The sequence below is a fragment of the Micromonospora sp. NPDC002575 genome, from assembly GCF_042889525.1.
Lineage (GTDB): Bacteria > Actinomycetota > Actinomycetes > Mycobacteriales > Micromonosporaceae > Micromonospora > Micromonospora carbonacea.
In genome coordinates this window covers 104,134-118,191 of record NZ_JBIARA010000013.1, presented here as the reverse complement: position 1 = coordinate 118,191, position 14,058 = coordinate 104,134, and the positions used below count along the sequence as shown (strand labels likewise).

At 78.8% G+C, this 14,058-nt stretch carries 9 protein-coding genes; all 9 read left to right on the top strand.

Annotated elements, in window-relative coordinates; all coding sequences use genetic code 11:
* Positions 1 to 215: 215 nt before the first annotated feature.
* From cobN to cobJ, 9 genes are read left to right on the top strand one after another with little or no spacing between them, the layout of a single operon-like run.
* Positions 216 to 3,911, top strand: coding sequence for a cobaltochelatase subunit CobN (cobN, locus tag ACFYWL_RS20195; protein WP_386974823.1), 3,696 nt, complete (start codon positions 216 to 218; stop codon positions 3,909 to 3,911).
* The gene (locus ACFYWL_RS20190; protein WP_386974821.1) at positions 3,908 to 6,202 is read left to right on the top strand and encodes a VWA domain-containing protein; all 2,295 of its coding nucleotides are present in this window, start codon (positions 3,908 to 3,910) and stop codon (positions 6,200 to 6,202) included. Before cobN ends, ACFYWL_RS20190 begins: the two co-directional genes overlap by 4 nt.
* Positions 6,202 to 6,813 carry a cob(I)yrinic acid a,c-diamide adenosyltransferase gene (cobO, locus tag ACFYWL_RS20185; protein ID WP_386974820.1) on the top strand — a complete coding sequence of 204 codons (612 nt, stop codon included), beginning with the start codon at positions 6,202 to 6,204 and terminating at the stop codon, positions 6,811 to 6,813. Before ACFYWL_RS20190 ends, cobO begins: the two co-directional genes overlap by 1 nt.
* Positions 6,807 to 8,162: a cobyrinate a,c-diamide synthase gene (locus ACFYWL_RS20180; RefSeq protein ID WP_386974818.1), complete on the top strand. Its 1,356-nt coding sequence runs from the start codon at positions 6,807 to 6,809 to the stop codon at positions 8,160 to 8,162. The genes cobO and ACFYWL_RS20180 overlap by 7 nt, the downstream gene beginning before the upstream one ends.
* On the top strand, positions 8,159 to 8,968 hold the full coding sequence (gene cobI / locus ACFYWL_RS20175; RefSeq protein WP_386974816.1) for a precorrin-2 C(20)-methyltransferase: 810 nt from the start codon (positions 8,159 to 8,161) through the stop codon (positions 8,966 to 8,968). The genes ACFYWL_RS20180 and cobI overlap by 4 nt, the downstream gene beginning before the upstream one ends.
* Positions 8,965 to 9,864, top strand: coding sequence for a precorrin-4 C(11)-methyltransferase (cobM, locus tag ACFYWL_RS20170; RefSeq protein WP_386974814.1), 900 nt, complete (start codon positions 8,965 to 8,967; stop codon positions 9,862 to 9,864). Before cobI ends, cobM begins: the two co-directional genes overlap by 4 nt.
* Complete coding sequence (locus ACFYWL_RS20165) at positions 9,861 to 11,012, top strand: cobalt-precorrin-5B (C(1))-methyltransferase (RefSeq protein ID WP_386974812.1); 1,152 nt, start codon at positions 9,861 to 9,863, stop codon at positions 11,010 to 11,012. The genes cobM and ACFYWL_RS20165 overlap by 4 nt, the downstream gene beginning before the upstream one ends.
* Positions 11,009 to 12,358: a precorrin-6y C5,15-methyltransferase (decarboxylating) subunit CbiE gene (cbiE, locus tag ACFYWL_RS20160; protein WP_386974810.1), complete on the top strand. Its 1,350-nt coding sequence runs from the start codon at positions 11,009 to 11,011 to the stop codon at positions 12,356 to 12,358. The genes ACFYWL_RS20165 and cbiE overlap by 4 nt, the downstream gene beginning before the upstream one ends.
* Positions 12,355 to 14,055 (top strand): precorrin-3B C(17)-methyltransferase, encoded by a 1,701-nt coding sequence (gene cobJ, locus ACFYWL_RS20155; protein WP_386974808.1) that lies wholly within the window; start codon positions 12,355 to 12,357, stop codon positions 14,053 to 14,055. Before cbiE ends, cobJ begins: the two co-directional genes overlap by 4 nt.
* Positions 14,056 to 14,058 lie beyond the last annotated feature (3 nt).

Below are 14,058 nucleotides of genomic sequence, written 5' to 3'. Positions count from 1 at the left end.
GACCATCGTCGCCGCCTGCTGGCGCGCGACAGCCTGCCCGCGCCCCGTCGCCGCACCTGAGCCCGCGCACCGCGTACCGCGTCATGCTGCGTCCCCGGCGCTCCGGCCGCCGCCGGTGAGCCGGCCGCAGGCCCGCCGCACCCGCTGAACCCGCGCCCATGCCTGCCCGCAGGCGGCCCACCCGCCGCCCCGTGCGTCACTCTCCGGAGCCTTCCGTGCGCATCCTGCTGCTGTCCACCGCCGACACCGACCTGCTCGCCGCCCGGGCCAGCGGCGTCGGCTACCGGCTGGCCAACCCCGCCCGCGTCGCCGCCGACGCCGTGCCGGCGCTGCTCGACGGCGTCGACCTCGCCGTCGTACGGCTGCTCGGCGGCCGGCAGGCGTGGCCGGACGGCCTCGCGGCCGTGCTCGGCTCCGGGGTGCCCACGGTCGTCCTCGGCGGCGAGGCGGTCCCCGACGCCGAGCTGATGGCCGCGTCCACCGTGGCCTCCGGGGTGGCCACCGAAGCGCTGGCGTACCTGGTCGAGGGCGGTCCGGGCAACCTCGCCGAGCTGGCCCGGTTCCTCTCCGACACGGTGCTGCTCACCGGCGAGGGCTTCGCCCCGCCCGCGCCCACCCCCGGGCACGGCGTCCACGGCGAGCGCCCGCACAAGCCCGAGCGGCCGACCGTCGGGATCGTCTTCTACCGGGCGCACGCCCTCGCCGGGAACACCGCCTTCGTCGACGCCCTCGCCGACGCGGTCGACGCCGCCGGGGCGAACCCCCTGCCGATCTTCTGCGGCTCGCTGCGCGGGCTCGCCCCCGGCGACGGGCCGCTGGAGCTGTTCGCCCGCTGCGACGCCCTCGTCGTCACCGTGCTGGCCGCCGGCGGGACGGTGGCCGCCGACGCCTCCGGCGGGGGCGACGACGACGCCTGGGACGTCGGCGCGCTCGCCGCCCTCGACGTGCCGATCGTGCAGGCGCTCTGCCTCACCAGCACCCGCGAGCAGTGGGCCGGCAGCGACGCCGGGCTGTCCCCGCTGGACGCCGCCATGCAGGTGGCCATCCCCGAGTTCGACGGCCGGATCGTCACCGTGCCGTTCTCGTTCAAGCGGATCGACGCCGACGGGCTGTCGGTCTACGAGCCCGACCCCGAGCGGGCCGCCCGGGTCGCCGGGATCGCCGCGCGCCAGGCCCGGCTGCGGCACGTGCCCCACGCCGACAAGCGGCTGGCGATCGTGCTCAGCTCCTATCCGACGAAGCACTCCCGGGTCGGCAACGCCGTCGGCCTGGACACCCCGGCCTCGGCGGTGCGGCTGCTCGCCGCGCTCGCCGACGCCGGCTACCACCTCGGCGGCCGGCCCGTGCCCGACGACGGGGACGCGCTCATCCACGCCCTGATCGCCGCCGGCGGCCACGACGTGGAGTGGCTCACCCCCGCGCAGCTCGCCGCCGCCGACGCCCGGGTGCCGCAGGCGAGCTACCGGCGCTGGTTCGACGCGCTCCCGGCCGCGCTGCGCGAACGGATCCGCGAGCACTGGGGCGAGCCGCCCGGCGAGCTGTACGTCGACGACGGCCACGTCGTGCTCGCCGGCCTGCGGCTGGGCAACGTGCTGCTGGCGATCCAGCCGCCGCGCGGGTTCGGCGAGAACCCGATCGCCATCTACCACGACCCCGACCTGCCGCCCAGCCACCACTACCTCGCCGCGTACCGCTGGCTGGCCGCGCCCGAGGCCGACGGCGGGTTCGGCGCGGACGCCGTGGTGCACCTCGGCAAGCACGGCACCCTGGAATGGCTGCCCGGCAAGGGCCTCGGCCTGGCCGCCGACTGCGCCCCCGACGCCGTCCTGGGCGACCTGCCGCTGGTGTACCCGTTCATCGTCAACGATCCCGGCGAGGGCACCCAGGCCAAGCGTCGCGCCCACGCCGTCGTCGTCGACCACCTCGTGCCGCCGATGGCCCGCGCCGAGACGTACGGCGACCTGGCGAAGCTCGAACAGCTCCTCGACGAGTACGCCACCGTGCAGGCCCTCGACCCGGCGAAGGTCCCGACGGTGCGGGCCCAGATCTGGGACCTGGTGCGCGCCGCCGAGCTGCACCACGACCTGCACACCGCCGACATGCCCGCCGCCGACGACTTCGACGACTTCGTGCTGCACCTCGACGGGTACCTGTGCGAGGTCAAGGACGTGCAGATCCGCGACGGCCTGCACGTCCTCGGCGGCGCGCCCACCGGCGAGGCGCGGGTCAACCTGGTCCTCGCCGTGCTGCGCGCGCCCCAGGTGTGGGGCGGGGCGCGTGCCCTGCCCGGCCTGCGGCAGGCGCTCGCCGCCGCGTACGGCCTCGACGAGGCCGCCCTGCTCGCCGAGCCGGGACGGCGCATCGCCGTGCCGGCGGCGCTGACCGCCGTCGCGGACGGCCCCGCCGGCACCGCCGCCGACGCCGTCGACCTGATCGAGGGGCTGGCCCGCCGCCTCGTCGTCGGCATGGAGACCGTCGGCTGGGCCGCCGACGCGGGCGACGACAGCGCCGTCGCCGCCACCGTCGACGCCGTCGTCGCGGAGGTCACCGGCGGGCCCGTGCCCGACGCGGCCGACGTGCTGCGCTTCGCCGCCCGCGAGGTGGCGCCCCGGCTGGCGCGCACCACCGACGAGGTCGACCGGGTGCTCGCCGCGCTCGACGGGCGGTTCGTGCCGCCCGGCCCGTCCGGCTCGCCCACCCGGGGCCTGGTCAACGTGCTGCCCACCGGCCGCAACTTCTACTCCGTCGACCCGAAGGCCATCCCCAGCCGCAACGCCTGGGACGTCGGGGTGGCCCTCGCGGACTCGCTGCTGGCCCGGCACCTCGCCGACACCGGCGCCTATCCCCGCTCGGTGGGGCTCACCGTCTGGGGCACCAGCGCCATGCGCACCCAGGGCGACGACGTCGCCGAGGTGCTCGCCCTGCTCGGCTGCCGCCCGACCTGGGACGACCGGTCCCGCCGGGTTACCGGGGTCGAGGTGGTGCCGCTGGCCGAGCTGGGCCGGCCCCGCGTCGACGTCACCGTCCGCATCTCCGGCTTCTTCCGCGACGCGTTCCCGCACGTCGTCGCGCTGATCGACGACGCGGTGCGCCGGGTCGCCGCCCTCGCCGAGCCGGCCGAGCAGAACTACGTCGCCGCGCACGTCGCCGCCGACCTCGCCGAGCACGGCGACGAGCGCCGGGCCACCGCCCGCGTCTTCGGCTCCAAACCGGGGGCGTACGGGGCGGGGCTGCTGCCGCTGATCGACGCCCGCAACTGGCGCAGCGACGCCGACCTCGCCGAGGTGTACGCCGTCTGGGGCGGCTACGCGTACGGCCCCGGCCTGGACGGGCGGGAGGCCCGCGCCGACATGGAACGCTCCTTCGCCCGCATCGCCGTGGCGGTGAAGAACCAGGACACCCGGGAGCACGACATCGTCGACTCCGACGACTACTTCCAGTACCACGGCGGGATGGTGGCGATGGTGCGCCACCTCACCGGCGTCGCCCCCGCCGCGTACGTGGGGGACTCGGCGATGCCGCACGACGTGCGCACCCGCACCCTGGGTGAGGAGACCCGGCGGGTGTTCCGGGCCCGCGTGGTGAACCCGAAGTGGATCGCCGCGATGCGCCGGCACGGCTACAAGGGCGCGTTCGAGCTGGCCGCCACCGTGGACTACCTGTTCGGCTACGACGCCACCGCCGGCGTCGTCGACGACTGGATGTACGAGCGCCTCGCCGCCGAGTACGTCTTCGACGACACCACCCGGGCGTTCCTGGAGCAGTCCAACCCGTGGGCGCTGCGCGGCATCACCGAGCGGCTCCTGGAGGCCGCCGACCGGGGGATGTGGGCGGCCCCGCAGCCGGCCACCCTCGACCGGCTGCGCGAGACGTACCTGGCCAGCGAGGGCGACCTGGAGGACCGGCAATGAGCGTCTTCCCCTTCTCCGCCGTGCTCGGCATGGCCGACATGCGCCTCGCGCTGCTGCTCAACGCCGTCTGCCCGGCCATCGGCGGGGTCCTCGTGCGGGGCGAGAAGGGCACCGCGAAGTCCACCGCCGTGCGGGCCCTGGCCGCCCTGCTTCCGCCCGTCGACCAGGTCGCCGGCTGCCGGTTCGCCTGCGACCCGGCGACGCCGGACCCGTCCTGCCCCGACGGCCCGCACCCGGCCGCCTCCGAGGGCCCGTCGCCGGCGGAGCCGGCGGACCCGGGCCGCGCCGCCGCGCCCGTCGAGCGTCGCCCGGCCCGCCTGGTCGAGCTGCCCGTGGGGGCCGCCGAGGACCGGGTGGTCGGCTCGCTGGACCTGGAGCGGGCGCTCGCCGAGGGGGTACGCGCCTTCGAGCCCGGCCTGCTCGCCGCCGCCCACCGGGGCGTGCTCTACGTCGACGAGGTCAACCTGCTGCACGACCACCTCGTCGACCTGCTCCTCGACGCCGCCGCGATGGGCCGCAACCACGTCGAGCGGGAGGGCGTGTCGGTCAGCCACGCGTCCCGGTTCCTGCTGGTGGGCACGATGAACCCGGAGGAGGGGGAGCTGCGCCCGCAACTGCTGGACCGGTTCGGGCTGACCGTGGAGGTGGCCGCCAGCCGCGACCCGGCCGTGCGGGTGGAGGTGGTGCGCCGCCGGCTCGCCGCCGACGCCGACCCGGCCGGGTTCGCCGCCCGCTGGGCCGACGCCGACGCCCAGGTGGCCCGGCGGGTCGCCGCCGCCCGGGACCGGCTCGGCCGGGTGCTGCTGCCCGACGCCGCGCTGCGCCAGATCGCCGAGGTGTGCGCCGCGTTCGACGTGGACGGGATGCGCGCCGACATCGTCACCGCCCGCGCCGCGATGGCGCACGCCGCCTGGCAGGACCGGACGGTGGTGACCGCCGAGGACGTCCGCGTCGCCGCTCGGCTCGCCCTGCCGCACCGCCGCCGCCGCGACCCGTTCGACGCCCCGGGGCTGGACGAGGACCGCCTCGACGAGGCGCTGCGGCGAGCCGCCGACGAGCACCCCGACGACGACCCGCCCGCCCCCGACGGCGACGGCGGCGGCCCGGACGGCGGTGGCGGTCCCCACGGTGATGGCGGTCCCCACGGTGGCGGTGGTCCCCACGGCGGCGGTGGTCCCGACGGGGGCGGCCCGGCGGGAGGCGACGACCCGGGGAACGGGCCGGCGGCTGGCGGCCCGGCGAGCGAGCGGCAGGACGGCGACGGCTCCGGCGACGGCACGGCGGGGCCGACCGCCGACGCCCGGGGCCCCGGGGAGCGCGCCCGGCCCGGGGACCAGCCCGCAGCTCCGCCCGGGGAGCAGGGCGGCGGCGGACGGCAGCGGGTGGCCGTACCCCGCACGGGGTTGACGGCCCGGCTGCTCACCGCGCCCGGCGTCGGCGACGGGGTGCCCGGCCGGCGGTCGCGGGCCCGCACCGGCCGGGGCCGCACCACCGGGGCGCGGACCCCGCGCGCCGGCCGGCCCGGCCCGCTGCACCTGCCGGCGACGATCCGCGCCGCCGCCGGGCACCAGGTGGCCCGGGGCCGGGTCGGCGGCCCGCTGCGGCTGCGCCCGGCCGACCTGCGCGAGGCGGTCCGCGAGGGGCGTGAGGGCAACCTCGTGCTGTTCGTCGTCGACGCCAGCGGCTCGATGGGGGCGCGGGAGCGGATGTCGACCGTGAAGGGCGCCGTGCTCGCCCTGCTCACCGACGCCTACCAGCGGCGGGACAAGGTGGCCGTGGTCGCCTTCCGGGGGGCCGGGGCGCGGACCCTGCTCCCGGCGACCTCGTCGGTGCTGGCCGCGTCCGCCCGCCTCGCCGAGCTGCCCACCGGCGGGCGCACCCCGCTCGCGGAGGGCCTCCTCGCCGCCGCCGAGCTGCTGCGGGTGGAGCGGCTGCGCGACCCGCGGCGGCGTCCCCTGGTGCTGGTGCTCACCGACGGCCGGGCCACCGCCGGGCCCCGCCCGCTGGAGCGGGCCGACCGCGCGGCGGCGGTGCTCGCCGCCACCGGCGCGCCGTGCGTGGTCGTCGACTGCGAGTCCGGCCCCGTCCGCCTGCACCTGGCCCGCCGCCTGGCCGCCCACCTGAACGCCCCCCACCGCCCCCTCACCACCCTCACCGCCCCCACCCCCACCCCCGGCGATCTTGCACTTCGGGCCCGGACGAAAGGGGCGAACCAGGTGCAGGCGGGGGCCGCAACCGCAAGATCGCGGAATGCCGGCAGGACGAGCCGGCAGGACAGGAGTGTGCGCTGATGCCGCAGGGTAGGCCGGAACGGGTGCCCGACGACGGGCTGACCACGCGGCAGCGGCGGCACCGGCCGCTGCTGATCGTCCACACCGGTCAGATGAAGGGCAAGTCGACCGCCGCGTTCGGGCTGGCCCTGCGCGCCTGGACCGCCGGGCTGCCGATCGGGGTGTTCCAGTTCGTCAAGAGCGCCAAGTGGCGGGTCGGGGAGGAGAACGCCTTCCGCGCCCTCGGCGAGGTGCACGGGCGCACCGGCCAGGGCGCGCCGGTCGCCTGGCACAAGATGGGCGAGGGCTGGTCGTGGATCCAGCGCGGCGGCGAGGCCGACCACGCCGCCGACGCCCTGGAGGGCTGGCGGCAGATCCAGCGCGACCTGGCCGCGCAGCGCTACGGCCTCTACGTGCTCGACGAGTTCACGTACCCGATGAAGTGGGGCTGGGTCGACGTCGACGAGGTCGTGGCGACCCTCGCGGACCGGCCCGGCTTCCAGCACGTCGTGATCACCGGCCGCGACGCCGACCCGCGCCTGGTCGCCGCCGCCGACCTGGTCGCCGAGCTGACCAAGGTCAAGCACCCGATGGACGCCGGCCAGAAGGGCCAGAAGGGCATCGAATGGTGAGCACCTCGTGGGCGCTGCCCCGGGTGGTGGTCGCCGCCCCGGCCAGCGGGCACGGCAAGACGACCGTGGCGACCGGCCTGCTCGGCGCGCTGCGCCGCCGCGGCCTGACCGTCAGCCCGCACAAGGTGGGCCCCGACTACATCGACCCCGGCTACCACGCGCTGGCCGCCGGCCGGCCCGGCCGCAACCTCGACCCGTGGCTGGTCGGGCCGGAGCGCGTCGCGCCGCTGCTGCGCCACGGCGCGAGCGTCCCCACGCCCGCCGACGTCGCCGTGATCGAGGGGGTGATGGGCCTGCACGACGGCGCGGTCGGCCGCCGGGGGTACGCCTCCACGGCCCACGTCGCCACCCTCGTCGACGCCCCCGTGCTGCTGGTGCTCGACACCACCGCCCAGGGCCGCTCCGCCGCCGCCCTGGTGCTGGGCATGCGCGCCTTCGACGAGCGGGTGCGCGTCGGCGGGGTCATCCTCAACCGGGTCGGCTCGCCCCGGCACGAGAGGCTGCTGCGCGACGCCCTCGACGAGGTGGGCGTGCCGGTGCTCGGGGCGGTCAGCCGCTCCGCGGAGGTCGCCGCCCCGTCGCGGCACCTCGGCCTCGTGCCGGTCGCCGAGCGGGCGCCGGAGTCCCTCGCGGTCGTGGCCGCCCTCGCCGACCTGGTCGCCGCCACCGTCGACCTCGACGCGGTGCTCGACCTGGCCCGCGGCGCCCCGCCCCTGACCGCCCCCGCCTGGGACCCGGTAGCCGCCGTCGGCGGCCCGGCCGGCACCGGCGGCCCGACGGTCGCGGTGGCCGCCGGGGCGGCGTTCACCTTCTCGTACGCCGAGACCGCCGAACTCCTCGCGGCGGCCGGCGCGACCGTGGCCCCGTTCGACCCGCTGCGCGACCCCGGCCTGCCGGCCGGGACCCGGGCGGTGGTGATCGGCGGCGGCTTCCCGGAGGCGCACGCCGACGCGCTCGCCGGCAACGCGGCGCTGCGCGCCGAGCTGGCCGCGTTCGACGGGCCCGTCGTCGCCGAATGCGCCGGCCTGCTCTACCTGGGCCGCTCCCTCGACGGCGCGCCGATGTGCGGGCGGCTGGACCTGACCGCCCGGATGACCGGCCGGCTCACCCTCGGCTACCGGGAGGCGGTGGCCGCCGCCGACTCCCCGGTGGCCCGGGCCGGCGAGCGGGTACGCGGCCACGAGTTCCACCGCACCGTCACCGACCCCGGCCACGGCGACACCCCGGCGTGGCGCTTCGACGACGCGGAACACGGCTTCGTCGACGGCCGGGTGCACGCCTCCTACCTGCACGTCCACTGGGCCGGCCAGCCGCACGCCGCCCGCCGCCTCGTGCAGGCGTGCCGGTGACCGCCCCGGCGTCGCGGCCCGGCGGGCCCACGTTGACCGGCGTCGGGGTCGGGCCGGGCGACCCCGAGCTGCTGACCGTGAAGGCCGTGCGGGTGCTGCGCGAGGCCGACGTGGTGTTCGTCCCGGTGCTGGCCGAGCGCTCCGACGCCCCGGCCGGCCCCGACGGGACCGGGACCGGCCCGGGGGCGGCGGGCTGCGGCGGGCGGGCCGAGGCGACCGTCCGGTCGTACGTGGACGGTGGCCGGGTGCGACGGCTGCCGTTCGCCCTCGACGACCGGGGCGGCGTCACCGCCCGTCGCCGGGCCGCCTGGGACGCCGCCGCCCGCGCCGTGACCGCCGCGTTCGACGCCGGGGCGGCCCGGGTCGCGTTCGCCACCATCGGCGACCCGAACGTCTACTCCACCTTCGGCTACCTGGCCCACGGCGTGCGCGCGCTGCGCCCGGCGGTGCGGATCGACACGGTGCCCGGGATCACCGCCATGCAGGACCTCGCCGCCCGCAGCGGCACCGTCCTGTGCGAGGGACGCGAGCCGCTGACCCTGCTGCCCGCCACCGCCGGGCCGGAGCTGTTCGCCGCCGCCCTGGCCGGGCCGGGGACGGTGGTGGCGTACAAGGGCTGGCGGCGGCACCCCGAGCTGGTGGCCGAGCTGCGCCGGCAGGGCCGCCTCGGCGACGCGGTGCTGGGCCGGGGGCTCGGCCTGCCCGGGGAGCGGATCGGCCCGGCGGACCCCGACGACGGCGACCTGCCGTACCTGTCGACGCTGCTCGTCCCGGCCCGCCGGGACACCCGGGGAGGCAAGCTGTGACCACCGCAGGAGACACCGCCGGCGCGCCGGCGGGCACGGGGAAGGTGTGGTTCGTCGGGGCCGGCCCGGGCGCGGCCGACCTGCTCACCCTGCGCGCCGCCCGGGTGATCGGCGCGGCCGACGTGGTGGTCTGGGCGGCGAGCCTGGTGCACGCCGACGTGCTCGCCCACGCCCGCGCCGACGCCGAGATCGTCGACTCCTCCGGGCTGCCGATGGAGGGCGTGCTGCCGGTCTACGAGCGGGCCGCCGCCCGGGGGCTGACCGTGGCGCGGATCCACTCCGGCGACCCGGCGCTGTGGGGGGCGGTGCAGGAGCAGCTCGACCTGTGCCGGGCCCTCGGGCTGGCCGTCGAGGTGGTGCCCGGGGTGTCCGCGTTCACCGCCGTCGCCGCGCTCGTCGGCCGGGAGCTGACCATCCCCGAGGTCGCCCAGTCGGTGATCCTCACCCGGCTCGAAGGCGGCAAGACGCCGATGCCGCCCGGCGAGCGGGTCCGCGACTTCGCCCGGCACGGCACCACCATGGCGCTGTTCCTCTCCGCCGCCCGCTCCGGGCAGGCGCAGGCCGAGCTGCTGGCCGGCGGCTACCCGGCGGACACGCCGGCCGTGGTGGCGTACCGGGCGACGTGGCCGGACGAGCTGGTGGTGCGCTGCACCGTCGGCACCCTGGAGGCCACCGTCAAGCGGCACCGGCTGTGGAAGCACACCCTGTTCCTCGTCGGGCCGGCGCTGGCCGCCGCCGGCACCCGCTCGCACCTGTACCACCCCGGGCACTTCCACACCTTCCGCCGGGCCGAGCCGGCCGCCCGCGCGCAGCTGCGCCGCCGCCGCGACGACGCCACCGGCGCGGGCGGGGACGCCGAGCCCGGGACACCGGCCGCGCCGGGACGGGCCGGATGACGTACCCCGAGCCGGAGCTGCGCGAGCCGGACCTGCCGCGTACCGCGAAGGTCCGGCCCACCGCGCTGCGCACCGGCTGGACGACCGGCGCGTGCGCCACCGCGGCGGCGAAGGCCGCGGTGACCGCGCTGGTCACCGGCGTGCCGCAGCGGCAGGTCGAGATCGGCCTGCCCGCCGGCCGTCGGGTGGCCTTCCCCGTGGCCCGCTGCGAGCTGGCCGCGCCGCCCGGCGCGGGCGCGGAGGCGGTGGTGGTCAAGGACGCCGGGGACGACCCGGACGTCACCCACGGCGCGCACCTCACCGCCACCGTCGGCTGGCGCGACGCCCCCGGCCTCGACCTGGCCGGCGGCCCGGGCGTCGGCACGGTCACCAAGCCCGGCCTGGGCCTCGCCGTCGGCGGCCCGGCGATCAACGAGACCCCGCGCCGCATGATCGGCCAGGCCGTCGCCGAGGTGGTCGACCTGACCGAGGTCGGGGTGCGGGTGGTCATCAGCGTCCCCGGCGGGGAGGTGATGGCCCGCAAGACCACCAACCGGCGGCTCGGCATCCTCGGCGGCATCTCCATCCTCGGCACCACCGGGATCGTCCGGCCGTTCTCGACGGCGTCCTGGCGGGCCAGCGTCGTGCAGGCCGTGCACGTGATGGCCGCCCAGGGGGAGCGGACGGTGGTGCTGTGCACCGGCGGGCGCACCGAACGGGCCGCCCGCGCCCTGCTGCCCGACCTGCCCGAGGTGTGCTTCGTCGAGGTCGGCGACTTCACCGGCGCGGCCGTCACCGCCGCCGTCGGCGACGGCCTGACCCGGGTGGCGTTCGTCGGGATGGCCGGCAAACTGGCCAAGCTCGCCGCCGGGGTGCTGATGACCCACTACACCCGCTCCAAGGTGGACCTGTCGCTGCTCGGCGCGGTCACCGCCGACGCCGGCGGGGACCCGGACCTGGTGGCCGAGGTGGCGGCGGCGAACACCGGCCGGCACGCGTACGAGCTGTGGGAGGCCGCCGGGCTGCTGCGCCCCGCCGGGGACCTGCTCTGCGCCCGGGTCCGCCAGGTGCTGCGGCGCTTCGCCGGGCACGCCGTCGACGTCGACGTGGCGATGGTCGACTTCGCCGGCGACCACCTGGTCGCGTCCTCGGGGCGGTGGCCGGCATGACCGGCGGCGGGGGCTGCGTGACCGTCGTCGGGGTCGACGCGGGCGGCGGGCCGCCGCACCCCGCCGCCGCCGACGCCCTCGCCGGCGCGCGGCTGGCCGTCGGCGCGGCCCGGCACCTGGCCGCCGTCGCGCTGCCCACCGGCTGCGCCACGGTCACCCTCGGCCCGCTCGCCCCCGCGCTGGCCCGGCTCGCCGCCGCCGTCGCCGCCGGCACCCCGGCGGTGGTGCTGGCCAGCGGCGACCCGGGTCTGTTCGGCATCGTCCGCCGGCTGCGCGCCGACGGGCTGCCCCTGCGGGTGCTGCCCGCCGTGTCCAGCGTGGCCGCCGCGTTCGCCCGCGCCGGGCTGCCGTGGGACGGCGCGGCCGTGGTCAGCGCGCACGGCCGCGACCTTCGGCCCGCGCTCAACGCCGCCCGGGCGCTGCCGGCGGTCGCCGTGCTCACCGCCCCCGGGGCGGGGGCCGCCGAGATCGGCGCGGGCCTGGTCGGCTGGCCGCGCCGCCTCCTCGTCGCCGAGCACCTCGGCACCCCGGCCGAGCGGATCGTCGAGACCACCCCGCAGGCCGCCGCGGCCACCGCCTGGGCCGACCCGCACGTGCTGCTCAGCCTCGCCGACCCGCCACCGACCGACCCGCCCGGGCCGCCCGGCCCCGCCCGTCCCGGCACCGGCGCGGCGGCTGGCGCGGTGGCGACCGGGGCGTCGGCGACCGGGGCGGCGGTGGCTGGGGCGGCGGTGGCCGGGGCGCGCGCCGACAACCAGCCGGCAGCCGCGCCCGCCGGGGGCTGGGCGCTGCCCGAGGACGCCTACGCCCACCGCGACTCGATGATCACGAAGGCGGAGGTGCGGGCCCTCGCCGTGGCCCGGCTGCGCCCCCGCCTCGGCCGCCTCGTCTGGGACGTCGGCGCGGGCAGCGGCTCCGTCGGCATCGAGTGCGCCCTGCTCGGCGCGGCCGTGGTCGCCGTCGAACGCGACCCGGACGCCGCCGACCTCGTCCGGCGCAACGCCGCCGCGCACCGGGTCGACGTGCGGGTCGTCGCCGGGCCCGCCCCGGCGGCGCTGGCCGGGCTGCCCGACCCGGACGCCGTCTTCGTCGGCGGCGGCGGCCCGGCCGCGCTCGCCGCCGTGGCCGCCCGCCGGCCCGCCCGCGTGGTGACGACCCTCGCCGCCCTGGACCGGGTCGCCCCCGCCCTCGCCCTGCTGCGCGGGCACGGCTACCGCGCCGAGGGCGTGCAGCTCTCCGCCGCCCGGCTGGCCGACCTGCCCGGCGGGTCGGTGCGGCTCGCCGCCGCCAACCCGGTGTTCGTCCTCACCGCCGACCACCCACCGACCCCCGGGGAGAGCAGATGACCCGCATCGGACTCGTCGCGGCCACCGCCGCCGGCCGCCGGCACGCCCGCACCCTCGCCGCCGCCTGGCCGCACGCCCGCCTCGTCGAGGCCGACACCGCCGCCGACGCGCTGCGCGCCGCGTTCACCGGCCACGACGCGGTGGTCGCGTTCCTCGCCACCGGCGCGGTGGTGCGGATCCTCGCCCCGCTGTTGGGCGACAAGCGCACCGACCCGGCCGTCGTGGTCGTCGACGAGGCCGCCCGGCACGCCGTGGCGCTGCTCGGCGGGCACGCCGGGGGCGCGAACGCCCTCGCCGCCGACGTCGGCGCGCTGCTCGACGCCCGGCCGGTGGTCACCACCGCCACCGACGCGGTGGGCCTGCCCGGCCTGGACACCCTCGGCTGGCCCGTGGAGGGGGCGGTCGCCGCGGTGACCCGGGCCCTGCTCGACGGCGAACCGGTGCGGCTGGTCGCCGACGCGGCCTGGCCGCTGCCGGCCCTGCCGCCGCACGTGCGCGCCGACGCCCCCGCCGACGCGCCCCGGCTCCTCGTCACCGACCGGGTGGTGCCGCCCGACGGGCGCACCGCCGTGCTCCGGCCGCCGTCGCTGGTCGTCGGCGTGGGCGGCAGCCGCGGCGTGCCCGCCGGGCAGGTGCGCGACCTGCTCGACCGGGTGCTCGCCGCCGCCGGCCTGAGCCCGGCCAGCGTCCGCTGCCTGGCCAGCGCCGACGTCAAGGCCGACGAGGCGGGCATCCGGGCGACCGCCGACGCGCTCGGCGTACCCCTGGTGACGCATCCGGCGGCGGACCTGGCGGCCGTCGACGTGCCGCACCCCAGCGAGGTGGTCCGCGCGGCCGTCGGCACGCCCAGCGTCGCGGAGGCCGCCGCGCTGCTCGGCGAGCCCGGCCGGCGCGCCGACGCGACGCTCGTCGCGCCGAAGACCGCCTCGGCGATGGCCACCGTCGCGGTGGCCCGGCACGCCCCGCGCGGCCGGCTGGCGATCGTCGGCCTCGGCCCCGGCGCGGCCGACCTGCGCACCCCCCGCGCCCTCGCCGAGCTGCGCCGCGCCGCCGTGGTCGTCGGCCTCGACCAGTACGTCGACCAGGTGCGCGACGTGCTGCGCCCCGGCACCCGGATCCTGGCCAGCGGCCTCGGCGCGGAGGAGGAACGCGCCCGCGCCGCCGTCGCCGAGGCCACCGCCGGGCACGCCGTGGCGCTGGTCGGCTCCGGCGACGCCGGGGTGTACGCGATGGCCAGCCCCGCCCTGGAGCACGCCGACGACCGCGTCGACGTCGTCGGCGTCCCCGGGGTGACGGCGGCGCTCGCCGCGTCGGCGCTGCTCGGCGCGCCGCTGGGCCACGACCACGCCTACCTGAGCCTGTCCGACCTGCACACCCCGTGGGAGGTCATCGCCCGGCGCGTCGCCGCCGCCGCCGAGGGCGACTTCGTGGCGCTGCTGTACAACCCGCGCAGCCGCGCCCGGGACTGGCAGCTCCCCGCCGCCCTGAAGACGTTCGCCGCGCACCGGCCGCCGGACACCCCGGTCGGGGTGGTGCGCAACGCCAGCCGGCCCGGCGAGCGGGTGCGCCTGGCCACCCTCGCCACCCTCGACCCGGCCGTGGTCGACATGTACAGCGTGGTGGTGGTCGGCAGCAGCCTGACCCGCGTCGTCGCCGGCCGGATGGTCACCCCGCGCGGCTACCGGTGGCGCGGGTGAGCG

What these genes read in the sequence shown, in the direction of transcription:
- ACFYWL_RS20190 (WP_386974821.1), top strand. Translation starts at nt 3,908, where the DNA reads ATGAGCGTCTTCCCCTTCTCCGCCGTGCTCGGCATGGCCGACATGCGC.
- cobO (WP_386974820.1), top strand. Translation starts at nt 6,202, where the DNA reads ATGCCGCAGGGTAGGCCGGAACGGGTGCCCGACGACGGGCTGACCACG.
- ACFYWL_RS20180 (WP_386974818.1), top strand. Translation starts at nt 6,807, where the DNA reads ATGGTGAGCACCTCGTGGGCGCTGCCCCGGGTGGTGGTCGCCGCCCCG.
- ACFYWL_RS20165 (WP_386974812.1), top strand. Translation starts at nt 9,861, where the DNA reads ATGACGTACCCCGAGCCGGAGCTGCGCGAGCCGGACCTGCCGCGTACC.
- cbiE (WP_386974810.1), top strand. Translation starts at nt 11,009, where the DNA reads ATGACCGGCGGCGGGGGCTGCGTGACCGTCGTCGGGGTCGACGCGGGC.
- cobJ (WP_386974808.1), top strand. Translation starts at nt 12,355, where the DNA reads ATGACCCGCATCGGACTCGTCGCGGCCACCGCCGCCGGCCGCCGGCAC.